19 protein-coding genes and 1 pseudogene are annotated in these 23146 nt (G+C 53.0%); 17 read left to right on the forward strand and 3 right to left on the reverse strand.

Annotated features, from left to right (window positions below):
• Positions 1–55 precede the first annotated feature (55 nt).
• A complete protein-coding gene (gene alaA, locus OGX99_RS15905) occupies positions 56–1273 on the reverse strand; it encodes an alanine transaminase AlaA (RefSeq protein WP_005129483.1) in 1218 nt (405 codons plus the stop codon).
• Positions 1274–2201: 928 nt separating this feature from the next.
• Between alaA and lrhA the strand changes: the two genes are divergently transcribed.
• The 14 genes and pseudogenes from lrhA to nuoN all read left to right on the forward strand — a co-directional run bounded on the left by lrhA (position 2202) and on the right by nuoN (position 18724).
• Positions 2202–3140 carry a transcriptional regulator LrhA gene (gene lrhA / locus OGX99_RS15910; protein ID WP_151219927.1) on the forward strand — a complete coding sequence of 313 codons (939 nt, stop codon included), beginning with the start codon at positions 2202–2204 and terminating at the stop codon, positions 3138–3140.
• Between the two features lie 626 nt (positions 3141–3766).
• A complete protein-coding gene (gene nuoA / locus OGX99_RS15915) occupies positions 3767–4210 on the forward strand; it encodes an NADH-quinone oxidoreductase subunit NuoA (protein WP_003028077.1) in 444 nt (147 codons plus the stop codon).
• 15 nt (positions 4211–4225) lie between these two features.
• Positions 4226–4888: an NADH-quinone oxidoreductase subunit NuoB gene (gene nuoB / locus OGX99_RS15920; protein ID WP_003028075.1), complete on the forward strand. Its 663-nt coding sequence runs from the start codon at positions 4226–4228 to the stop codon at positions 4886–4888.
• A gap of 85 nt (positions 4889–4973) precedes the next feature.
• On the forward strand, positions 4974–6776 hold the full coding sequence (nuoC, locus tag OGX99_RS15925) for an NADH-quinone oxidoreductase subunit C/D (protein ID WP_151219925.1): 1803 nt from the start codon (positions 4974–4976) through the stop codon (positions 6774–6776).
• Between the two features lie 2 nt (positions 6777–6778).
• Positions 6779–7279, forward strand: a complete 501-nt coding sequence (gene nuoE / locus OGX99_RS15930) for an NADH-quinone oxidoreductase subunit NuoE (RefSeq protein WP_003028069.1) — start codon at positions 6779–6781, stop codon at positions 7277–7279.
• Positions 7276–8613, forward strand: coding sequence for an NADH-quinone oxidoreductase subunit NuoF (gene nuoF / locus OGX99_RS15935; RefSeq protein WP_187253461.1), 1338 nt, complete (start codon positions 7276–7278; stop codon positions 8611–8613). Before nuoE ends, nuoF begins: the two co-directional genes overlap by 4 nt.
• A gap of 81 nt (positions 8614–8694) precedes the next feature.
• Positions 8695–11420, forward strand: a pseudogene (gene nuoG / locus OGX99_RS15940) (NADH-quinone oxidoreductase subunit NuoG).
• Positions 11417–12394, forward strand: coding sequence for an NADH-quinone oxidoreductase subunit NuoH (gene nuoH / locus OGX99_RS15945; protein WP_003028063.1), 978 nt, complete (start codon positions 11417–11419; stop codon positions 12392–12394). The pseudogene nuoG and the gene nuoH overlap by 4 nt, the downstream one beginning before the upstream one ends.
• A 14-nt stretch (positions 12395–12408) precedes the next feature.
• Complete coding sequence (gene nuoI / locus OGX99_RS15950; protein ID WP_003028062.1) at positions 12409–12951, forward strand: NADH-quinone oxidoreductase subunit NuoI; 543 nt, start codon at positions 12409–12411, stop codon at positions 12949–12951.
• A gap of 11 nt (positions 12952–12962) precedes the next feature.
• A complete protein-coding gene (gene nuoJ / locus OGX99_RS15955; RefSeq protein ID WP_003028059.1) occupies positions 12963–13517 on the forward strand; it encodes an NADH-quinone oxidoreductase subunit J in 555 nt (184 codons plus the stop codon).
• Positions 13514–13816 (forward strand): NADH-quinone oxidoreductase subunit NuoK, encoded by a 303-nt coding sequence (gene nuoK, locus OGX99_RS15960; RefSeq protein ID WP_000612644.1) that lies wholly within the window; start codon positions 13514–13516, stop codon positions 13814–13816. Before nuoJ ends, nuoK begins: the two co-directional genes overlap by 4 nt.
• Positions 13813–15654 (forward strand): NADH-quinone oxidoreductase subunit L, encoded by a 1842-nt coding sequence (gene nuoL, locus OGX99_RS15965; protein WP_151219922.1) that lies wholly within the window; start codon positions 13813–13815, stop codon positions 15652–15654. Before nuoK ends, nuoL begins: the two co-directional genes overlap by 4 nt.
• Positions 15655–15730: 76 nt before the next feature.
• Entirely contained in the window at positions 15731–17260 is a 1530-nt protein-coding gene (gene nuoM, locus OGX99_RS15970) for an NADH-quinone oxidoreductase subunit M (protein ID WP_003027692.1), read from the forward strand.
• Positions 17261–17266: 6 nt separating this feature from the next.
• Positions 17267–18724 (forward strand): NADH-quinone oxidoreductase subunit NuoN, encoded by a 1458-nt coding sequence (gene nuoN / locus OGX99_RS15975; RefSeq protein WP_048211072.1) that lies wholly within the window; start codon positions 17267–17269, stop codon positions 18722–18724.
• 59 nt (positions 18725–18783) lie between these two features.
• Here nuoN and OGX99_RS15980 read toward each other — a convergent pair whose 3' ends face one another.
• Both OGX99_RS15980 and rbn read right to left on the reverse strand, forming a co-directional pair.
• On the reverse strand, positions 18784–19788 hold the full coding sequence (locus tag OGX99_RS15980; RefSeq protein ID WP_151219921.1) for a chemotaxis protein: 1005 nt from the start codon (positions 19786–19788) through the stop codon (positions 18784–18786).
• A 64-nt stretch (positions 19789–19852) separates the two neighbouring features.
• Positions 19853–20770 carry a ribonuclease BN gene (gene rbn, locus OGX99_RS15985; RefSeq protein WP_286544191.1) on the reverse strand — a complete coding sequence of 306 codons (918 nt, stop codon included), beginning with the start codon at positions 20768–20770 and terminating at the stop codon, positions 19853–19855.
• Positions 20771–20837: 67 nt separating this feature from the next.
• Between rbn and OGX99_RS15990 the strand changes: the two genes are divergently transcribed.
• The 3 genes from OGX99_RS15990 (at position 20838) to menF (ending at position 23071) form a co-directional block, all read left to right on the forward strand.
• Entirely contained in the window at positions 20838–21299 is a 462-nt protein-coding gene (locus OGX99_RS15990) for a GNAT family N-acetyltransferase (protein WP_187253459.1), read from the forward strand.
• 63 nt (positions 21300–21362) lie between these two features.
• Complete coding sequence (gene elaB / locus OGX99_RS15995; protein ID WP_003027683.1) at positions 21363–21668, forward strand: stress response protein ElaB; 306 nt, start codon at positions 21363–21365, stop codon at positions 21666–21668.
• Between the two features lie 104 nt (positions 21669–21772).
• Complete coding sequence (menF, locus tag OGX99_RS16000; protein ID WP_151224759.1) at positions 21773–23071, forward strand: isochorismate synthase MenF; 1299 nt, start codon at positions 21773–21775, stop codon at positions 23069–23071.
• Positions 23072–23146 lie beyond the last annotated feature (75 nt).

The raw sequence follows: 23146 nt of genomic DNA on the forward strand, positions 1-23146 counted from the left end.
GGTATTTTGCGCAGAGAGTGCTACCGGATGCAAATCTCGGTAGCACTCTCTGTTATTACAGCTGGTGATATCCTGACAAGAAACGCTCAAATTTACTCAGCGACATCTCAATATCGTCAATACGCGGCAGTGTGACGATACGGAAATGATCCGGCCACGGCCAGTTGAACGCCGTCCCCTGAACCAGCAGTACTTTTTCCTGCAACAGGAAGTCCAGCACCATCTTCTGGTCGTCATGAATATTGAAGCGCTTAGCGTCGATTTTCGGGAACATATACAGCGCACCGCGCGGTTTCACACAGGAGACGCCGGGAATGTCATTGAGCAGTTCCCAGGCACGGTTGCGTTGTTCATACAGACGACCGCCAGGCATAATAAATTCGCTGATGCTCTGGTATCCTCCCAGCGCGGTCTGAATGGCATGTTGCGCAGGGACGTTGGCACACAGACGCATTGAAGCCAGCATTTCAAGGCCTTCGATATAGCCTTTGGCATGTTTCTTCGGTCCGTTAAGCACCATCCAGCCCTGACGGAACCCCGCAACGCGGTAGGTTTTTGACAGACCGTTGAAGGTGATGGTCAGCAGGTCCGGAGCCATAGCGGCGATGGAGTGATGTTCTGCGTCGTCGTAGAGAATTTTGTCGTAAATCTCATCTGCAAAGATGATGAGGTTGTTCTGGCGAGCAATCTCAACAATCTCCATCAGCAGCTCTTTAGAATAAACAGCACCGGTTGGGTTGTTTGGGTTGATTATGACGATCCCACGTGTACGCGGCGTAATTTTGGCGCGGATATCATCCAGATCCGGGAACCAATCTGACGATTCGTCACACAGATAGTGTACGGCATTACCGCCGGAGAGCGATACCGCCGCCGTCCACAGCGGATAATCAGGAGCAGGAACCAGCATTTCGTCCCCACTGTTCAACAGAGCCTGCATGGCCTGCACAATCAATTCAGAAACGCCGTTACCGATATAAATATCTTCCACGGTGACATCACGCATCCCACGAGCCTGGTAATGCTGCATGATCGCTTTGCGGGCAGAATAAAGGCCTTTTGAATCGCAATACCCTTGCGCAGTTGGCAAATTGCGGATCACATCCACCAGAATTTCATCTGGCGCTTCAAACCCGAATGGTGCGGGGTTGCCGATGTTCAGTTTCAGAACTTTATTACCTTCTTCTTCCAGACGCTTTGCTTCCTTCAGAACCGGGCCGCGAATGTCATAACAGACGTTTTCTAATTTGCTGGATTTTTCAATGGGGGACATGAACGTTGACCTTTTTAGCTGTGAATGCCACTCCCTGCCGTGGAAGTCAGCCAGCACAATGTACTCCCACACCGGTAAGTTTTGAAGGGTCTCCAGGAGAAGATTTTGAAAAGCATCGGGGGTGTAATTAACTTTTAACGACTAAATAATGAAGTTATTAAGGAGTGATAATCTGTATTTTGTTGTTGTTATGGTTTTATGTTTTGCTTTGGTGGTGATGGTGTGGTCGTTTGTCTGGTCAAAAAAAGTTGATGCTGTAAAACAATAGGTAGTCGATATCTAAACTGTCTGACGTAATTCGAAAATACTGAGGTTTTGTCTCAGAATTCTGTTATCGGTGTGATCCCGACGTGATGCGGTGTGAACTCATTGTTAAGCATAATTAATGAATTGAGAGGTTCTTAATTAATTATTATTTAATATTTAAACAGTATCAAATTGAATGGGATAATAATACGAAAACCGCTGTTCTGACATGGCACCAATTTGCCCGGAATTATTCGCGATAACACTTATAAATATAGTGGTTTTAGGTTAAGATAACTCCCATCAAATGGTGTGTAGTAAGATTTTTAAGATAATTCAAATGTTTGTTGGTTGTTTCTAACATACTGAAAAATTTGTTTTTAATGTGTAAATTATTGTTCGTTAACCATTTTTTATATTTACAAAATTTACATGTTTCCCATTAGCCTGAATCATCCGGCAGCTAAAAATACGATTCTTTCTCGTTGCTATATTCCGAATGAATATCACGGGTATTAAAATAGCTCAGAAAGAGCATTGTTTCGTTTGTTTAACCAAATACATCCTTATTTTCACTTGGTTACACTAAGCGAAACCGCAAGGGAGGCACATTACAAATGGAGTTGTTTGATTCTAAATGCACAGCATTAACCCGGTATGACCCGCGAGTAAGTGAAAAACTATGATAAATGCAAATCGTCCGATCATTAACCTCGACCTCGATCTGCTGAGAACCTTTGTTGCTGTTGCCGATCTGAATACCTTCGCGGCTGCGGCAGCTGCGGTATGTCGAACTCAGTCTGCGGTGAGTCAGCAAATGCAGCGTCTTGAACAGCTCGTGGGGAAAGAGTTGTTCGCGCGCCATGGACGCAACAAATTGCTGACTGAACATGGTATCCAGCTATTGGGTTACGCCAGAAAAATACTGCGTTTTAATGATGAGGCATGCTCATCATTAATGTTTAACAATCTTCAGGGAGTGTTAACTATCGGTGCTTCTGATGAATCCGCCGATACCATACTGCCTTTTCTGCTTAACCGTATAAGTTCGGTTTATCCGAAGCTTGCGCTTGATGTGAGAGTCAAACGTAACGCTTATATGGTGGATATGCTGAAGTCGCAGGAAGTGGACCTGGTGGTGACCACCAATCGTCCAGGAGATTTTGAGTGCCTGAATCTACGCACCTCCCCGACGCACTGGTACTGCGCAGCTGAATATATCCTGCAAAAAGGTGAGCCGGTACCGTTGGTTTTGCTTGACGATCCGAGCCCGTTTCGCGATATCGTGTTGGCAACATTGAATGCTGCGCAGATCCCGTGGCGTTTGGCTTATGTTGCTTCTACGTTGCCTGCAGTTCGTGCGGCGGTAAAAGCAGGGCTCGGTGTTACTGCGCGGCCTGTTGAAATGATGAGTCCGGATCTACGTGTACTGGGTGTAGCGGACGGATTACCGCCATTGCCTGACACTGAGTATCTGTTATGCAGCGACCCGAGCGTGCAAAATGAGTTAGCAGACGTTATTTTTAAATCGATGCAAACATATCAAAATCCTTGGCAATACAATCAGTTTACCCCTGAAGGGGGAGATGACTCGATGATTGTTGAAGGCGACTTTGAGTAACGCGTCACAAAAAAACAGTTTAAAATGTAAGTGTGAAAAAGAGCCACTGATGATGAAAAAACATCCAGTGGCTCTTTTTATATGCAAATATTGCCGATTTAGGTCATTTGCTATACTAAAACTTAACAAAATCAGCGAGTAAAGAAACAGTCTGATGGGAGGGTGAAAAATAAACAACCGCGTTACTAATTGTTTCCATGTTAAAAAACTAGAGAAATTGTTGCTGTTTTTTATGGTGAATTAACAAAAGCGTGTCACAGATCAAGAAAATACTCCCATTTAGGGGGAGGCATCTGTGTGAATTCCTGTCAAAATAGACGGGTATCATTTTTTTACTTCACTACGGACACGATTCAACAACATTAAAAATGACCGATGATACGATCTAAATGGGTCTAAAGAGCACTTTATGTTAATGAAGTTGGAGTAGTGTAAAATAATGTGAGGAAACTTTTGTTAAAGTTGACAAAAGGTTATAGAAAGGAGTAAAAAACCCTATCAATTAGCTGTCTAAAATGATTTTTCACAGTGATTGTAAGGTTTTTTTTATTCCTCCCCATGAATCGATGTGGCGTTCATCTGCCGAAAAGAGCAGAGAATTTGGCGCTACTTTTGATGAGTAAGCAATGAGTATGTCAACATCCACTGAAATCATCGCTCATCACTGGGCATTCGCTATCTTTCTTATTGTTGCCATTGGCCTGTGCTGCCTGATGCTCGTCGGCGGCTGGTTTTTAGGTGGTCGCGCGCGCGCGAGATCTAAAAACGTGCCGTTTGAATCAGGTATCGACTCGGTCGGCACCGCCCGCTTGCGCCTGTCTGCCAAGTTTTATCTGGTAGCCATGTTCTTCGTTATCTTCGACGTTGAAGCGCTGTATCTGTTCGCATGGTCAACTTCTATCCGTGAAAGCGGCTGGATTGGCTTTGTGGAAGCTGCAATTTTTATTTTTGTGTTACTGGCAGGTCTGGTTTATCTGGTGCGTATTGGCGCGCTGGACTGGACGCCCGCGCGTTCACGCCGCGAGCGTATGAACCCGGAAACGAACAGTATCGCTAATCGTCAACGCTAACCGCGAGGCATTAAGATGGATTATACGCTCACCCGCATAGATCCTAACGGTGAGAACGACCGTTACCCCCTGCAAAAACAGGAGATCGTAACCGACCCCCTGGAGCAGGAAGTTAACAAAAACGTGTTCATGGGCAAGCTGCATGACATGGTTAACTGGGGCCGTAAAAACTCAATTTGGCCATATAACTTTGGCCTTTCCTGCTGCTACGTTGAGATGGTGACCTCGTTTACCGCCGTGCACGATGTGGCCCGTTTTGGTGCTGAAGTTTTGCGTGCATCGCCGCGTCAGGCTGACCTGATGGTCGTAGCCGGAACCTGCTTTACCAAAATGGCGCCAGTAATTCAGCGTCTCTATGATCAGATGCTGGAACCTAAATGGGTTATTTCCATGGGCGCCTGCGCTAACTCTGGCGGTATGTACGACATCTATTCTGTGGTGCAGGGCGTTGATAAATTCATTCCAGTCGATGTGTACATCCCGGGATGCCCGCCGCGCCCGGAAGCGTATATGCAGGCTCTGATGCTGTTGCAAGATTCCATTGGCAAAGAACGCCGCCCGCTCTCTTGGGTGGTTGGCGATCAGGGCGTTTATCGCGCCAATATGCAGTCAGAACGCGAGCGTAAACGCGGCGAACGTATTGCTGTAACGAATCTTCGTACACCAGACGAGATTTAATTTGCGCCTGTCGGCAGCAGCACTTCCTTCGCTTACCACTACATAAATAGCGCGAAGCACTGCCGACCACCACGGACCATTTGCAATGGTGAACAATATGACCGACTTAACCGCGCAAGACGCCGTATGGCAAACACGGGATCACCTTGATGACCCGGTCATTGGCGAACTGCGCAACCGTTTTGGGCCGGATGCCTTTACCGTTCAGGCGACTCGCACCGGGGTACCCGTTGTTTGGGTCAAGCGTGAACAATTACTGGAAGTTGGCGATTTCTTAAAGAGACTGCCGAAACCTTACGTCATGCTGTTTGACTTACACGGCATGGACGAACGTCTGCGTACGCACCGCGAAGGGTTACCCGCCGCGGATTTTTCTGTTTTCTATCACCTGATCTCCATTGAACGCAATCGCGATATCATGCTCAAGGTGGCTTTGTCTGAAAACGATCTGCGCGTACCGACTTTCACCAAACTATTTCCGAATGCCAACTGGTATGAGCGTGAAACCTGGGAAATGTTTGGCATCGACATCGAAGGTCACCCGCACCTGACGCGTCTGCTGATGCCACATACCTGGGAAGGTCATCCGCTGCGTAAAGACTACCCGGCGCGTGCGACCGAATTCGATCCGTTTGAGCTGACTAAAGCCAAACAGGATCTGGAAATGGAAGCGCTGACCTTCAAACCAGAAGACTGGGGCATGAAGCGTAGCACCGAAAACGAGGACTTCATGTTCCTCAACCTCGGTCCTAACCACCCGTCTTCTCACGGTGCGTTCCGTATTGTGCTGCAGCTTGATGGCGAAGAAATCGTCGACTGCGTACCTGACATCGGCTACCACCACCGTGGTGCTGAAAAGATGGGCGAGCGTCAGTCCTGGCACAGTTACATCCCGTACACCGACCGTATTGAGTACCTCGGCGGCTGCGTTAACGAAATGCCGTACGTGCTGGCGGTTGAGAAACTGGCGGGCATTACCGTACCGGATCGCGTGAACGTGATTCGCGTTATGCTTTCCGAACTGTTCCGCATAAACAGCCACCTGCTGTACATCTCCACGTTCATTCAGGACGTCGGCGCAATGACTCCGGTATTCTTCGCCTTTACCGACCGTCAGAAAATCTACGACGTAGTGGAAGCGATCACCGGTTTCCGTATGCACCCGGCCTGGTTCCGTATCGGTGGCGTAGCACACGATCTGCCGCGCGGGTGGGACAAACTGCTGCGTGACTTCCTCGACTGGATGCCAAAACGTCTGGATTCTTACGAGAAAGCCGCACTGCGCAACACCATCCTGAAAGGCCGTTCTCAGGGTGTTGCCGCATACGGTAAAAAAGAAGCGCTGGACTGGGGTTGTACCGGTGCTGCGCTGCGTGCGACTGGTATTGATTTCGACGTGCGTAAATCACGTCCGTACTCTGGTTATGAGAACTTTGACTTTGAAGTTCCGGTTGGCGGCGGCGTGTCCGACTGCTATACCCGCGTGATGCTGAAAGTTGAAGAGCTCCGCCAGAGTCTGCGCATCCTTGAGCAGTGCCTCAACAACATGCCGGAAGGCCCGTTTAAAGCGGATCATCCGCTGACCACGCCGCCGCCGAAAGAGCGCACGCTGCAACATATCGAAACCCTGATCACCCACTTCCTGCAGGTTTCGTGGGGACCGGTTATGCCGGCAAACGAGTCCTTCCAGATGGTGGAAGCGACCAAGGGTATCAACAGTTACTACCTGACCAGCGATGGCAGCACCATGAGTTATCGTACCCGTATCCGTACCCCGAGCTATGCGCACCTGCAGCAGATCCCGGTAGCGGTACGTGGCAGCCTGGTGTCCGACCTGATCGTCCATCTGGGTAGTATCGATTTTGTTATGTCAGATGTGGACCGCTAATTATGCACGAGAATCAACAACCACAAACCGAGGCTTTTGAGCTGAGTGCGGCTGAGCGTGAAGCGATTGAGCACGAGAAGCACCACTACGAAGACCCGCGTGCGGCGTCCATTGAAGCGCTGAAAATCGTTCAGAAGCAGCGTGGCTGGGTGCCGGATGGGGCGATCTATGCGATCGCTGATGTGCTGGGTATCCCGGCCAGCGACGTAGAAGGTGTTGCCACGTTCTACAGCCAGATCTTCCGCCAGCCGGTCGGTCGCCACGTGATCCGCTATTGCGACAGCGTCGTGTGCCATATCAATGGTTACCAGGGGATCCAGGCTGCGCTTGAGAAAAAACTCAACATCAAGCCGGGGCAGACGACCTTTGACGGTCGTTTTACGCTGCTGCCAACCTGTTGCCTGGGGAACTGCGACAAGGGGCCGAACATGATGATCGATGAAGATACTCATGCTCACCTGACCCCGGAAGGCATTCCCGAACTGCTGGAGCGGTATAAATGAAAAACATTATCCGTACTCCCGAAACGCATCCGCTGACCTGGCGTCTGCGTGATGACAAACAGCCGGTATGGCTGGACGAATACCGTAGCAAAAATGGCTACGAAGGTGCGCGTAAAGCCCTGACCGGGCTGTCACCGGATGAAATCGTTAATCAGGTAAAAGACGCTGGCCTGAAAGGGCGTGGCGGCGCGGGCTTTTCCACCGGTCTGAAGTGGAGCCTGATGCCGAAAGACGAATCCATGAACATCCGTTACCTGCTGTGTAACGCCGATGAAATGGAGCCGGGCACCTATAAAGACCGCCTGTTGATGGAACAGCTACCGCACTTGCTGGTGGAAGGCATGCTGATCTCCGCGTTTGCGCTGAAAGCGTACCGCGGTTACATCTTCCTGCGCGGGGAATATATCGAAGCGGCCGTGCATCTGCGCCGCGCGATTGCTGAAGCGACCGAAGCCGGTCTGCTTGGCAAAAACATTATGGGCACTGGCTTCGATTTCGAACTGTTTGTGCACACCGGGGCAGGGCGTTACATCTGTGGTGAAGAAACCGCGCTGATTAACTCCCTCGAAGGTCGTCGTGCTAACCCGCGTTCCAAGCCGCCGTTCCCGGCAAGCTCTGGTGCATGGGGTAAACCGACCTGCGTTAACAACGTCGAAACCCTGTGTAACGTACCGGCTATCCTCGCAAACGGCGTGGAGTGGTACCAGAACATTTCGAAGAGCAAAGATGCTGGCACCAAGCTGATGGGCTTCTCTGGTCGCGTGAAGAATCCGGGACTGTGGGAGCTGCCGTTCGGCACTACCGCGCGTGAGATCCTCGAAGATTACGCGGGCGGTATGCGCGATGGCCTGAAGTTCAAAGCCTGGCAGCCTGGCGGTGCGGGGACTGACTTCCTGACTGAAGCACACCTCGACCTGCCGATGGAATTCGAAAGCATCGGTAAAGCGGGTAGCCGTCTGGGTACTGCGCTGGCGATGGCCGTCGACCACGAGATTGGTATGGTTGGGCTGGTGCGTAACCTGGAAGAGTTCTTTGCCCGCGAGTCCTGTGGCTGGTGTACGCCGTGCCGTGATGGTCTGCCGTGGAGTGTGAAAATTCTGCGCGCGCTGGAGCGTGGCGAAGGCCAGCCTGGGGATATCGAGACACTTGAGCAACTGTGTCGTTTCCTCGGCCCGGGTAAAACCTTCTGTGCACACGCACCGGGGGCGGTGGAACCGCTACAGAGCGCCATTAAATATTTCCGCGAAGAATTCGAAGCTGGCATCAAGCAGACCTTCAGCAATACCCACGCTATTGGTGGTATTCAGCCGAACCTGCTGAAAGAGCGCTGGTGATTACAGGCTTACCCCTGCATCGCGATAAGTAATTCGATTAACGCTTAGTCTCTGACTAAGCCAACTGGAAGCATGCTGACTATGGCTACGATTCATGTAGACGGCAAAGAATATGAGGTCAACGGAGCGGACAACCTGCTGGAAGCTTGTCTATCTCTTGGCCTTGATATTCCGTACTTTTGCTGGCACCCGGCGCTGGGAAGCGTCGGTGCTTGCCGCCAGTGTGCGGTGAAGCAATATCAGAACGCGGAAGATACGCGTGGTCGCCTGGTGATGTCTTGTATGACACCTGCCACCGAAGGCACCTTTATTTCAATTGATGACGAAGAAGCGAAGCAGTTTCGCGAAAGCGTCGTCGAGTGGTTGATGACCAACCACCCGCACGACTGCCCGGTCTGCGAAGAGGGCGGTAATTGCCACCTTCAGGATATGACCGTCATGACTGGTCATAGCTTCCGTCGTTACCGCTTCACGAAGCGTACACACCGCAACCAGGATTTGGGGCCGTTCATCTCTCACGAAATGAACCGCTGCATCGCCTGCTATCGCTGCGTGCGTTACTACAAAGATTATGCTGATGGCACGGATCTGGGCGTGTATGGCGCACATGACAACGTCTACTTTGGTCGTCCGGAAGACGGTACGCTTGAAAGCGAATTCTCCGGTAACCTGGTAGAAATTTGCCCGACCGGCGTGTTTACCGACAAAACGCACTCCGAGCGTTATAACCGTAAATGGGATATGCAGTTTGCGCCGAGCATCTGCCAGCAGTGTTCCATTGGTTGTAACACCAGCCCGGGTGAGCGTTATGGCGAACTGCGCCGTATCGAAAACCGCTACAACGGTACCGTTAACCACTACTTCCTCTGTGACCGTGGTCGTTTCGGTTATGGTTACGTGAACCTGAAAGACCGTCCGCGTCAGCCAGTACAGCGCCGTGGCGATGACCTGATCACCCTCAACGCCGAACAGGCGATGCAGGGCGCGGCTGACATTCTGCGTCAGTCGAAGAAAGTGATCGGTATCGGCTCTCCGCGCGCCAGCGTTGAGAGTAACTTCGCGCTGCGTGAGCTGGTCGGTGCGGATAACTTCTATACCGGTATTGCTCAGGGTGAGCTGGAGCGTCTGCAACTGGCACTGAGCGTGCTGCGTGACGGCGGCATTCATACGCCGGCACTGCGCGAAATCGAGTCTTACGATGCAGTCCTGGTGCTGGGTGAAGATGTGACCCAGACTGGTGCGCGCGTTGCGCTGGCGGTGCGTCAGGCGGTGAAAGGGAAAGCTCGCGAAATGGCGGCGGCACAAAAAGTGGCTGACTGGCAGATCGCGGCCATCCTTAACATCGGCCAGCGCGCCAAGCACCCGCTGTTCGTTACCAACGTCGATAACACCCGTCTGGATGACATCGCGGCATGGACCTACCGTGCGCCGGTTGAAGATCAGGCGCGTTTAGGTTTCGCTATCGCCCACGCGCTGGATAACAACGCTCCGGCGGTTGACGGTATCGACCGTGACCTGCAGAACAAAATTGACATTATCGTTCAGGCATTGGCCGGGGCGAAGAAACCACTGATTATTTCCGGTACCAACGCAGGTAGCGCCGAAGTGATTCAGGCTGCAGCCAACGTGGCGAAGGCGCTGAAAGGCCGTGGCGCAGACGTCGGCATCACCATGATTGCTCGCTCGGTTAACAGCATGGGCCTCGGCATGATGGGGGGGGTTCTCTTGACGATGCGCTGACCGAGCTGGAAACAGGTCGCGCTGACGCCGTTGTGGTGCTGGAAAATGACCTGCATCGCCATGCTTCAGCCGCCCGCGTTGATGCCGCGCTGGCGAAAGCGCCGCTGGTACTGGTTGTTGACCATCAGCGCACCGCGATTATGGAAAACGCCCATCTGGTGCTTTCCGCCGCAAGCTTCGCCGAAAGCGATGGTACGGTGATTAACAACGAAGGCCGCGCCCAGCGCTTCTTCCAGGTTTATGACCCATCCTACTACGACAGCAACACCGTAATGCTGGAAAGCTGGCGCTGGCTGCACTCGCTGCACAGCACCGTGCAGAGCCGTGAAGTGGACTGGACGCAGCTCGACCATGTTATCGACGCGGTCGTTGAGAAGTTGCCGCAACTGGCGGGTATTAAAGATGCCGCACCGGACGCAAGCTTCCGTATCCGTGGACAGAAACTGGCGCGTGAACCGCACCGCTACAGTGGGCGTACCGCAATGCGCGCCAACATCAGCGTACACGAACCGCGTCAGCCGCAGGACAAAGACACCATGTTCGCTTTCTCTATGGAAGGGAACAACCAGCCGTCTGCGCCGCGTTCACAAATTCCGTTTGCCTGGGCTCCAGGCTGGAACTCCCCACAGGCGTGGAACAAGTTCCAGGATGAAGTGGGCGGTAAACTGCGCCATGGCGATCCGGGTGTGCGTCTGATCGAAGCTTCCGCGGGGAGTATGGATTATTTCACGACCGTTCCGGCGAGCTTCCAGGCTCAGGAAGGTCAGTGGCGTATCGCGCCTTACTATCACCTGTTTGGTAGTGACGAAATGTCCCAGCGTGCGCCGGTCTTCCAGACCCGTATGCCGCAGCCGTACATTAAACTCAACCCGGCAGATGCCGCGAAGTTAGGTGTCAATGCCGGTACGCGCGTTTCTTTCAGCTACGATGGCATTACGGTCACGCTGCCGGTTGACATCGCTGAAGGATTAACGGCAGGGCAGGTTGGTTTGCCGATGGGTATGCCGGGCATCGCACCAGTTCTGGCAGGTGCGCGTCTTGAGGATCTGCAGGAGGCACAACAATGAGTTGGATTACACCCGATCTGATTGAGATCCTGCTGAGCATTCTCAAAGCTGTGGTGATCCTGCTGGTGGTGGTCACCTGCGGGGCATTCATGAGCTTTGGCGAACGTCGTCTGCTGGGTCTGTTCCAGAACCGTTACGGACCGAACCGTGTTGGCTGGGGTGGTTCGCTCCAGCTGGTTGCGGACATGATCAAGATGTTCTTTAAAGAAGACTGGATCCCGAAATTCTCGGATCGCGTCATCTTTACCCTGGCTCCGATGATCGCCTTCACTTCGCTGCTGCTGGCCTTCGCCATTGTGCCGGTGAGTCCGAACTGGGTGGTTGCCGACCTGAACATCGGGATCCTGTTCTTCCTGATGATGGCAGGCCTCGCGGTATACGCGGTGCTGTTCGCCGGCTGGTCGAGCAACAACAAATACTCGCTGCTCGGTGCGATGCGTGCGTCTGCGCAGACGCTGAGCTACGAAGTGTTTCTCGGACTTTCCCTGATGGGCGTGGTGGCACAGGCCGGTTCATTTAACATGACCGACATTGTCAACAACCAGGCTGATATCTGGAACGTAATTCCGCAGTTCTTTGGTTTTGTCACCTTTGCCATCGCGGGTGTGGCGGTGTGTCACCGTCACCCGTTTGACCAGCCAGAAGCCGAGCAGGAACTGGCAGATGGTTACCACATTGAATATTCCGGTATGAAATTCGGTCTGTTCTTCGTGGGTGAGTACATCGGTATTGTCACCATTTCTGCGTTGATGGTTACCCTGTTCTTCGGTGGCTGGCATGGCCCGTTCTTACCGCCATTCGTCTGGTTCGCGCTGAAAACCGCGTTCTTCATGATGATGTTCATTTTGATTCGTGCGTCGTTACCGCGTCCTCGTTATGACCAGGTAATGTCCTTCGGCTGGAAAGTTTGTCTGCCGCTGACGCTCGTCAACTTGCTGGTAACGGCGGCTGTCATTCTCTGGCAGGCGCAATAAGGGACACAAAGACCATGACCTTAAAAGAATTGTTCGTAGGTTTCGGCACCCAGGTACGCAGTATCTGGATGATCGGCCTGCATGCGTTCGCGAAACGCGAAACGCAGATGTACCCGGAAGAGCCGGTCTATCTACCGCCCCGTTTCCGTGGCCGTATCGTTCTGACCCGTGACCCAGACGGTGAAGAGCGTTGCGTTGCCTGTAACCTGTGTGCGGTAGCGTGTCCGGTAGGCTGTATTTCTTTGCAAAAAGCAGAGACCAAAGATGGCCGCTGGTATCCGGAGTTTTTCCGCATTAACTTCTCACGCTGCATATTCTGCGGCCTGTGTGAAGAAGCCTGTCCGACAACGGCTATTCAGCTGACTCCAGATTTCGAGCTGGGTGAGTACAAGCGCCAGGACCTGGTTTACGAGAAAGAGGATCTGCTGATCTCCGGTCCGGGCAAATACCCGGAATATAACTTCTACCGGATGGCAGGTATGGCAATCGACGGCAAAGATAAGGGCGAAGCTGAGAACGAAGCCAAGCCTATCGACGTCAAGAGCCTGTTACCGTAAGGAGAGGGGCAATGGAGTTCGCTTTTTATATCTGTGGCCTGATAGCCATTCTCGCAACCTTGCGGGTGATCACCCACACCAATCCGGTACACGCACTGCTGTATCTGATTATTTCGCTGCTGGCGATTTCTGGGGTGTTCTTCTCGTTAGGCGCTTACTTCGCGGGTGCGTTGGAAATTATCGTCTACGCGGGCGCCATCATGGTGCTGTTCGTATTCGTGGTAATGATGCTCAACCTCGGTGGTTCTGAAATTGAACAGGAACGCCAGTGGCTGAAACCTCAAGTGTGGATTGGACCGGCGATTCTGTCGGCCATCATGCTGGTGGTCATTGTTTACGCCATTCTGGGCGTTAACGATCAGGGCATCGACGGGACGCCAATTAGCGCGAAGGCAGTCGGGATTTCCCTGTTCGGACCGTATGTACTGGCGGTCGAACTGGCTTCGATGCTGCTGCTGGCGGGTCTGGTTGTGGCCTTCCACGTGGGGCGCGAAGAGCGTTCAGGTGAAGTGCTGAGCAATCGCACCGATGACCGCGCGAAAAGAAAAACGGAGGAGCACGCATGATCCCCTTACAACATGGACTGATCCTCGCTGCGATTTTATTCGTCCTGGGTTTGACCGGTCTGGTTATCCGCCGCAATCTGCTGTTTATGCTGATCGGGTTGGAAATCATGATTAACGCCTCCGCGCTGGCCTTTGTGGTCGCCGGAAGCTACTGGGGCCAGACCGATGGTCAGGTGATGTACATTCTCGCCATCAGCCTTGCGGCTGCGGAAGCGAGCATTGGACTTGCGCTGTTGCTGCAACTTCATCGCCGTCGCCAGAACCTGAACATTGATTCAGTAAGTGAGATGCGTGGATGAACATGCTTGCCTTAACCATTATTCTGCCATTTATTGGCTTTGTATTACTGGCGTTCTCTCGCGGTCGTTGGTCAGAAAATCTCTCCGCGACTGTGGGCGTTGGGTCGATTGGCCTGGCGGCGCTGGTCACTGCGTTTGTTGGTGTTGATTTCTTTGCTAATGGCCAGCAGGCCTACAGCCAGCCGCTGTGGACGTGGATGTCGGTCGGTGATTTCAACATCGGTTTTAACCTGGTGCTGGACGGTCTGTCGCTGACCATGCTTTCGGTGGTAACCGGCGTCGGCTTCCTGATCCACATGTTCGCCTCCTGGTATATGCGCGGGGAAGAGGGGTACTCCCGTTTCTTCGCCTACACCAACCTGTTTATCGCCAGCATGGTGGTACTGGTACTGGCGGATAACCTGCTGCTGATGTACCTGGGCTGGGAAGGTGTGGGCCTGTGCTCTTACTTACTGATCGGTTTCTATTACTCCGATCCGAAGAATGGCGCAGCGGCTATGAAAGCCTTCGTGGTGACCCGTGTCGGTGACGTGTTCCTCGCCTTCGCGCTGTTCATTCTCTACAACGAGCTGGGTACGCTTAACTTCCGCGAGATGGTGGAGCTGGCACCTGCGCACTTTGCAGACGGCAACAACATGCTGATGTGGGCGACCCTGATGCTGCTGGGCGGTGCGGTCGGTAAATCTGCGCAGCTGCCGTTGCAAACATGGCTGGCCGACGCGATGGCGGGTCCAACGCCTGTCTCCGCGCTGATCCACGCCGCAACGATGGTTACCGCTGGTGTCTACCTGATTGCACGTACGCACGGCCTGTTCCTGATGACCCCGGAAATCCTGCATCTGGTGGGGATTATCGGTGCTATCACGCTGGTGCTGGCGGGTTTTGCTGCGCTGGTACAAACCGACATCAAACGCGTTCTCGCATACTCCACCATGAGCCAGATTGGCTACATGTTCTTGGCGCTTGGGGTTCAGGCATGGGATGCGGCGATTTTCCACCTGATGACGCACGCCTTCTTTAAAGCGCTGCTGTTCCTGGCATCCGGCTCGGTTATTCTGGCCTGCCACCACGAACAGAACATCTTCAAGATGGGCGGCCTGCGTAAGTCTATTCCGCTGGTGTACGCCTGCTTCCTGGTCGGTGGCGCGGCGCTTTCGGCTCTACCGCTGATTACCGCAGGCTTCTTTAGTAAGGATGAGATTCTGGCCGGTGCGATGGCGAACGGTCATATCAATCTGATGGTGGCAGGTCTGGTCGGTGCGTTCATGACCTCTCTGTATACCTTCCGTATGATTTTCATCGTGTTCCACGGAAAAGAACAAATTCACGCTCACGCCGGGAAGGGGATTACCCATCATCTGCCGCTGATTGTGCTGATGATCCTGTCCACCTTCGTTGGCGCGCTGATTGTGCCGCCGCTTCATGGTGTACTGCCTGCGACGACCGAGCTTGAGCATGGGCGCGTTATGACGCTGGAAATTACCTCCGGTATCGTCGCGATTGCGGGCATCCTGATCGCAGCATGGCTGTGGCTGGGTAAACGCACGCTGGTGACGTCGATTGCCAACAGTGCGCCGGGCCGTTTGCTGGGTACCTGGTGGTATAACGCCTGGGGCTTCGACTGGCTGTACGACAAAGTGTTCGTCAAGCCGTTCCTTGGCGTGGCATGGCTGCTGAAACGCGATCCGCTGAACTCAATGATGAACATTCCGGCGATCCTGTCTCGCTTTGCAGGTAAAGGCCTGCTGCTCAGCGAGAACGGCTATCTGCGTTGGTATGTGGCATCAATGAGCATCGGCGCCGTTGTTGTGCTGGCACTGTTGATGGTACTGCGTTGATCGTAAAGTGAATTTTATCCAAATTCGTTGAAAATCAGGCCTCTGTTAGGGGCCTTAAAAAGGAATAAAAATCGCCATGTTACTACCCTGGCTAATATTGATTCCCTTTATCGGTGGCTTCCTGTGCTGGCAGACCGAACGCTTTGGCGTGAAGGTGCCGCGCTGGATCGCGCTGATTACCATGGGACTGACGCTGGCGCTTGGCCTGCAACTGTGGTTGCAGGGCGGCTATTCACTGACGCAATCCGCTGGCATTCCGCAGTGGCAGTCTGAGTTTGTCCTGCCGTGGATCCCACGTTTTGGCATCTCTATTCATCTTGCTATCGACGGTTTGTCGTTGCTGATGGTGGTGCTAACCGGTCTGCTCGGTGTTCTGGCGGTACTTTGCTCCTGGAATGAAATCGAAAAATATCAGGGCTTCTTCCACCTGAACCTGATGTGGATCTTAGGCGGCGTAATCGGCGTATTCCTTGCCATCGACATGTTCCTGTTCTTCTTCTTCTGGGAAATGATGTTGGTGCCGATGTACTTCCTGATCGCGCTGTGGGGGCATAAAGCCTCTGACGGTAAAACGCGTATCACGGCGGCAACCAAGTTCTTCATTTATACCCAGGCGAGTGGTCTGGTGATGTTGATTGCCATCCTGGCGCTGGTGTTTGTGCACTACAAAGCGACCGGCGTGTGGACCTTCAACTATGAAGAGCTGCTGAACACCCCGATGTCCCACGGCGTGGAATATCTGTTGATGCTGGGCTTCTTCATCGCCTTCGCGGTGAAAATGCCGGTAGTTCCGTTGCACGGTTGGTTGCCGGATGCGCACTCCCAGGCACCGACCGCAGGTTCTGTTGACCTGGCGGGGATTCTGCTGAAAACCGCGGCCTACGGTCTGCTGCGCTTCTCTCTGCCGCTGTTCCCGAACGCGTCGGCGGAGTTTGCGCCTATCGCCATGTGGCTGGGCGTTATCGGCATCTTCTACGGCGCGTGGATGGCCTTTAATCAGTACGATATCAAACGTCTGATTGCCTACACTTCCGTATCGCACATGGGCTTCGTGCTGATTGCTATCTACACCGGCAGCCAGCTGGCGTACCAGGGTGCGGTTATTCAGATGATTGCGCACGGTCTGTCCGCAGCCGGCCTGTTCATCCTGTGTGGTCAGCTGTACGAACGTCTGCACACGCGTGATATGCGTATGATGGGCGGCCTGTGGGGCAAAATGAAATGGTTGCCTGCGCTGTCAATGTTCTTCGCAGTGTGTACGCTGGGTATGCCGGGTACAGGTAACTTCGTTGGCGAATTTATGATTCTTTTCGGCAGCTACCAGGTGGTTCCGGTTATTACCGTGATCTCAACCTTTGGTCTGGTGTTTGCCTCCGTTTACTCGCTGGCGATGCTGCATCGCGCTTACTTCGGTAAGGCGAAGAGCCAGATTGCCAGTGTTGAACTGCCAGGGATGTCGCTGCGTGAGCTGTTTATCATCCTGTTGCTGGTCGTGCTTCTGGTACTGCTTGGCTTCTATCCGCAGCCGATTCTGGATACCTCGCATTCTGCGATGAGCAACATCCAGCAGTGGTTTGTTAATTCCGTTACTACTACAAGGCCGTAAATCGCCATGACAATAACTCCACAACACCTGATTGCGCTGCTACCGCTGCTGATCGTCGGCTTGACGGTGGTGGTTGTGATGCTCTCCATTGCGTGGCGACGCAATCACTTCCTCAATGCCACGTTATCGGTCATTGGGCTTAACGCCGCGCTGGTTTCGCTCTGGTTTGTTGGCCAGGCGGGCGCCATGGACGTCACCCCGCTGATGCGGGTTGACGGTTTCGCCATGCTCTACACCGGGTTGGTGCTGTTGGCGAGTCTTGCCACCTGTACCTTCGCTTACCCGTGGCTGGAAGGCTACGACGACAACCGGGAAGAGTTCTACCTGCTGGTACTGATTGCGGCGCTCGGCGGTATTCTGCTGGCTAACGCTAACCATCTGGCGGCGCTGTTCCTTGGTATTGAGCTTATTTCTCTGCCGCTGTTTGGTCTGGTTGGCTATGCGTTCCGTCAGAAACGTTCGCTGGAAGCCAGTATCAAATACACCATTCTGTCTGCCGCAGCCTCTTCCTTCCTGTTGTTCGGTATGGCGCTGGTGTACGCGCAGTCTGGCAATCTGTCGTTTGTCGCGCTCGGTAAGAGCCTCGGCGATGGCATGCTGAGCGAACCGCTGCTGCTGGCGGGCTTCGGTCTGATGATTGTTGGCCTCGGTTTCAAACTTTCGCTGGTTCCGTTCCATCTGTGGACGCCAGACGTCTACCAGGGCGCTCCGGCTCCGGTTTCCACCTTCCTGGCGACGGCGAGCAAAATCGCTATCTTCGGCGTGGTAATGCGTTTGTTCCTGTACGCACCGGTCGGTGATAGCGAAGCGGTACGTATCGTTCTGGGCGTGATTGCCTTTGCTTCCATCATCTTTGGTAACCTGATGGCGCTGAGTCAGACCAATATCAAACGTCTGCTTGGTTACTCTTCTATCTCTCACCTCGGTTATCTGTTAGTGGCGCTGATTGCCCTGCAGAGCGGCGAGATGTCGATGGAAGCCGTTGGCGTTTATCTGGCCGGTTACCTGTTCAGCAGCCTCGGCGCGTTCGGTGTGGTCAGCCTGATGTCCAGCCCGTATCGTGGTCCGGATGCCGATTCTCTGTTCTCCTACCGTGGCCTGTTCTGGCATCGTCCGATCCTCGCAGCAGTGATGACGGTGATGATGCTTTCTCTGGCAGGTATCCCGATGACGCTGGGCTTTATCGGTAAGTTCTACGTACTGGCGGTCGGTGTGCAGGCTAACCTGTGGTGGCTGGTTGCTGCCGTGGTTGTCGGTTCCGCGATTGGTTTGTACTACTACCTGCGCGTTGCCGTAAGTCTGTATCTGAGCGCACCACAGCAGTTGAACCGCGATGCGCCATCCAACTGGCAGTACAGCGCGGGCGGTATTGTGGTGCTGATTTCTGCCCTGCTGGTACTGGTGCTGGGTATCTACCCGCAACCGCTGATCAGCATCGTGCAGTTAGCGGCTCCGCTGATGTAAGGCTACATGCAATAACGAAAAAACCCGCCTTGGCGGGTTTTTTTATGCGTGAAAAATATTTAATTCAAAAGCTGTCTGCTTACCAACGGTCCCTCAAGATTGTGTGCCGCGCGATCCATCACTTCCTGGATTACTGAAGAAAGCTCATTGACTTCGAATTTGGCCACGTAGCCATCGGCTTTCACTCGGCGGACGTGATCTTCATTAGCGCTACCGGAAAGCGAGGAGTGAATAACGACAGGGATCTTCTTCAGGCGTTCGTCGGTTTTTATCTTACGGGTAAGCGTAAAACCATCCATCTCCGGCATTTCCAGATCGGTGAGCACCAGAGCAATTTTCTCGCTAATTGGCTTGCCTTCTGCTTCCGCTTCTTCAGTTAGCTGCTGAATTTTTTCCCACGCATCCTGGCCCGTCACATGCATCAGGTGTGGGATCTCCATGGCGTTAAGCCCTTTCTCCAGCATCGCGCGAGCCACTTTTGAGTCATCTGCCACTATCGCCACCGCACCCGGCGTAATGTTGAACTTATTGGTTTTCAGCTCTGTTGCGCGCAGATCGTGGTTCGATGGTACGATGTCGTACAGGATTTGCTCAACATCGAGTACCAGCGCCAGGTTGTTGGTTTCTTTATTGTCGTCCAGGCAGGCGATACTGGTAATGTAGCGACCATTGACGGCTTTCTCGGCGGTATGCACCTGTTGCCAGTCCAGACGCATGATGTTTTCCACTGACTCCACCGCGAACGCCTGGACGCTACGGGCATATTCCGTGATCAACAGAATGTTGAGTCCGGTCTCTGGCTTACAGCCTGCGACGGCAGGCAGGTCAATCACCGGGATGACCTGATCGCGAATATTAACCATCCCCAAAAGTGGCGCCTTCATGCCTGCCGGACGCGTAAAGGTCGGCATCGGTACGATTTCACGCAGTTTGAATACGTTGATGCCAAACAGCTCTGATTTCTGCTCCTCAACGGATTTGCCAAGGCGAAACAGCAGCAGTTCAAAACGGTTAGACAGGGTTAGGTTTGTCCTGTCATCAATATCTTTCTGGAAATTGTTCATCCTGTCCTCAGTGTGAAAGCCAGCCTTTCCACTGTTATCGGCACTGAGGCGGAAAAATGGAGCACTAAACGGTGAAAATGGCGAAATCGTGAGCCAGTTCCGTGTCTGGAAAAATCGCTTTGCACTCTTCAAGCAAACGCTGACAGCCTTTTTCATCATAGCGTGAGCTAACGTGGGTCATGATCAGGCGTCCCACTCCGGCTTCCAAAGCCAGCTGTGCGGCTTGTCGGGTCGAGCTGTGCCCACGGCTGTTGGCTTTTTCCTCCATTGAGGCGTCCAGGGTGGTTTCATGCACCATTACATTCACACCTCGCGCCAGGGCAATGGCGGATGCGCAAGGTCCGGTATCGCCGAAAATAGCCACGGATTTTCCTCGGGTTGCCGGGGAGAGGAAATCGGTACCGTTAATTGTGCGACCATCTTCCAGTACGATGGTTTTCCCGGCTTTCAAATCCTGAAACCACGGGCCCGATTTAACGCCTGCCGCCTTCAGGGCGCTGGCATTAAGCGCACCGGGTTTGTCGTGTTCTTCAACACGAAAACCGTAACACTCCAGAGGATGCTCCAGGGGATACGCCGTGACTTTACGCAGGCCGTCATCGACAATCTCACCTGCGGTGATTTCCACAATTTCCAGCGGATAATCGGTCCAGGAGCCGCTCAGACGTAAAACGGTTTCGGTAAACTCCCGCAACCCTTTGGGTCCGTAGAGCGTTAGCGGTTGGACGTTCCCAGCCATTGAACGACTGCACAGCAGCCCCGGTAAACCAAACAAGTGATCGCCGTGCAGATGGCTGATAAAAATACGATCGAGTTTTCCCGGATTAAATGGCGTGGTGAGCATTTGATGCTGCGTACCTTCACCACAATCGAAAAGCCACAGCCCCGCCTGTGTCGGGTGTTGCAGATTCAGTAAAATTGCCGTTACATTGCGTGAGCGCGTGGGGACTCCCGCAGACGTGCCTAAAAATAGTAATTCCATTTTCGCGTTACACTTTTCGCCATCAATAAGGCAGGGTGTTCAGGTTATCACAACAAAGGGGCAGACGATGATTCACTGGCAAGATCTCCACCATGCAAAGCTGAATACACAGCAGTTGTACGCGATTCTCCAGCTTCGCTGTGCGGTGTTTGTTGTTGAGCAACAGTGTCCATACCAGGATGTGGATGGTGATGACCTGATGGGTGAGAATCGGCACATTTTGGGTTGGCATAACGATGAGCTGGTGGCGTATGCGAGGATTCTGAAAAGCGATGACGAGCTGGAGCCGGTGGTGATTGGACGGGTGATTGTAAGCGAAGCGCTGCGTGGTGAAAAACTGGGGCAACAACTGATGACTCAGACGCTGGCATCCTGTACGCAACACTGGCCGCACATGGCGCTGTATCTGGGGGCGCAGGCGCATTTGCAATCTTTCTATGCGCGCTTTGGCTTTGTTCCGGTGACGGATGTCTATGACGAAGACGGTATTCCACACATTGGTATGGCGCGGGAAGCGCATCGCGCGTAAACAGGCGCAAATACGTCTGATTGTCTATAGTTAGCGGGTACGTCAATAGAAAGGGAGAATAAAATGTCTTTTCATTCTTATGAATCACGCATCGATGACGATCTGGAATTATTGAGTGAAACGCTGGAGGAAGTGTTGCGTTCTTCGGGCGATCCAGCCGATCAAAAGTACCTGGAGTTAAAAGCGCGGGCAGAGCGGGCGTTAGAAGAAGTGAGAAATCGCGTCAGCCACGCTTCTGACAGTTACTATTACCGCGCCAAAAAAGCCGTTTGCCGGGCGGATGACTATGTGCACGAAAAGCCCTGGCGCGGAATCGGTGTTGGCGCAACGGTCGGTTTAGTGATGGGATTATTGTTAGCACGGCGATAAATTCCATTCCGTCAGCGCATTTATACGTACTCCCTAACTGGGGGTACTGCTTTTTCTGTTCAGTACCCCGTATAATGTGAGGTTTTTAACAGGGAGAGGTCCGCGTGCATTCAATCACTACTGCGCTGGAAAGTCTGATGCGTCATTTGTCGCAAGAGATACCAGCCGCACCTGGAATTCGTATTTACGACATACCTTTCCCACTGAATGATGCGTTTGACGCTTTAGGATGGTTGGCCAGTCAACCCGTCTGGCCCCAGTTTTACTGGCAGCAGCGTAACGGCGACGAAGAGGCCGCCGTACTGGGAGCCGTCGCCGCATTTTCCTCGCTGGAATCAGCTCAGCATTTTTTACACCAGCATGATAATCATCCCGACCTGCGTATTTGGGGTCTGAATGCCTTTGAGCCCCAGCGCGGCAATTTGCTGCTGCCGCGACTGGAATGGCGACGTTGTGCCGGGGTGGCGAGCTTACGCCTACATCTTTACAGCGACGTATCGCTGCGTGACGACGCCGCGCAGGCAGTGGCGTTTATCTCATCGCTCGCCAATGTTAAGCCGCTACCCGCATTGCGTCTCAGTTTGACCGGCGAGCAGAACTGGCCGGACAAAGCGGGCTGGACAAAACTGATAAAACTCGCCACGCAAACGATCAATAGGGAAGAACTCGATAAGGTCGTGCTGGCGCGAGCGACCGACTTACAGTTTTCTCAGTCGGTTAATGCCGCGGCCATGATGGCATCCAGCCGTCGCTTAAACCTGAACTGCTACCATTTCTTTATGGCATTCTCCGCCGATTCCGCTTTTCTTGGATCTTCACCTGAACGTCTGTATCGGCGGCGTGACAAGGCTCTGCGCACTGAAGCTCTGGCCGGAACCGTTGCCAACCACCCTGAGGATCATCGGGCCTGGCAGTTGGGCGAATGGTTAATGAAAGATGATAAAAATCAACGCGAGAATATGTTGGTGGTCGAAGATATTTGCCAGCGTCTGCAAGGTTGTACGCAAACTCTCGACGTGCTGCCGCCGCAGGTGCTCAGACTGCGCAAAGTGCAGCATCTGCGCCGCTGTATCTGGACGGAACTGAATCAGGCCGACGATACGCTTTGCCTGATGCAGCTCCAGCCCACGGCGGCAGTCGCAGGGATCCCGCGTGAACTGGCGCGAGACTTTATCCAACATAATGAACCCTTTGAGCGCGAGTGGTATGCCGGTTCTGCGGGTTATCTTTCACTGCGGCAAAGTGAGTTTTGCGTGTCATTACGTTCGGCAAAAATTAGCGCAAACGTGGTACGCCTGTATGCCGGGGCAGGGATCGTGCATGGCTCAGATCCTGAGCAGGAATGGCAAGAAATAGACAACAAAGCGGCGGGTTTACGTACTTTATTACAGATGGAAGCCTAATGAGTCACACATTACCGACTCATATCAAAAATCCATTTATTCGATTCTTTATACTGTGTCGCAATATTGATACCG

Source organism: Citrobacter sp. Cu096 (assembly GCF_030332285.1).
Lineage (GTDB): Bacteria > Pseudomonadota > Gammaproteobacteria > Enterobacterales > Enterobacteriaceae > Citrobacter > Citrobacter meridianamericanus.

Bases quoted from the DNA above. Each gene is read 5' to 3' on its own strand.
- alaA (WP_005129483.1), bottom strand. From the start codon at position 1,273: ATGTCCCCCATTGAAAAATCCAGCAAATTAGAAAACGTCTGTTATGAC.
- lrhA (WP_151219927.1), top strand. From the start codon at position 2,202: ATGATAAATGCAAATCGTCCGATCATTAACCTCGACCTCGATCTGCTG.
- nuoA (WP_003028077.1), top strand. From the start codon at position 3,767: ATGAGTATGTCAACATCCACTGAAATCATCGCTCATCACTGGGCATTC.
- nuoB (WP_003028075.1), top strand. From the start codon at position 4,226: ATGGATTATACGCTCACCCGCATAGATCCTAACGGTGAGAACGACCGT.
- nuoC (WP_151219925.1), top strand. From the start codon at position 4,974: ATGGTGAACAATATGACCGACTTAACCGCGCAAGACGCCGTATGGCAA.
- nuoE (WP_003028069.1), top strand. From the start codon at position 6,779: ATGCACGAGAATCAACAACCACAAACCGAGGCTTTTGAGCTGAGTGCG.
- nuoF (WP_187253461.1), top strand. From the start codon at position 7,276: ATGAAAAACATTATCCGTACTCCCGAAACGCATCCGCTGACCTGGCGT.
- nuoH (WP_003028063.1), top strand. From the start codon at position 11,417: ATGAGTTGGATTACACCCGATCTGATTGAGATCCTGCTGAGCATTCTC.
- nuoI (WP_003028062.1), top strand. From the start codon at position 12,409: ATGACCTTAAAAGAATTGTTCGTAGGTTTCGGCACCCAGGTACGCAGT.
- nuoJ (WP_003028059.1), top strand. From the start codon at position 12,963: ATGGAGTTCGCTTTTTATATCTGTGGCCTGATAGCCATTCTCGCAACC.
- nuoK (WP_000612644.1), top strand. From the start codon at position 13,514: ATGATCCCCTTACAACATGGACTGATCCTCGCTGCGATTTTATTCGTC.
- nuoL (WP_151219922.1), top strand. From the start codon at position 13,813: ATGAACATGCTTGCCTTAACCATTATTCTGCCATTTATTGGCTTTGTA.
- nuoM (WP_003027692.1), top strand. From the start codon at position 15,731: ATGTTACTACCCTGGCTAATATTGATTCCCTTTATCGGTGGCTTCCTG.
- nuoN (WP_048211072.1), top strand. From the start codon at position 17,267: ATGACAATAACTCCACAACACCTGATTGCGCTGCTACCGCTGCTGATC.
- OGX99_RS15980 (WP_151219921.1), bottom strand. From the start codon at position 19,788: ATGAACAATTTCCAGAAAGATATTGATGACAGGACAAACCTAACCCTG.
- rbn (WP_286544191.1), bottom strand. From the start codon at position 20,770: ATGGAATTACTATTTTTAGGCACGTCTGCGGGAGTCCCCACGCGCTCA.
- OGX99_RS15990 (WP_187253459.1), top strand. From the start codon at position 20,838: ATGATTCACTGGCAAGATCTCCACCATGCAAAGCTGAATACACAGCAG.
- elaB (WP_003027683.1), top strand. From the start codon at position 21,363: ATGTCTTTTCATTCTTATGAATCACGCATCGATGACGATCTGGAATTA.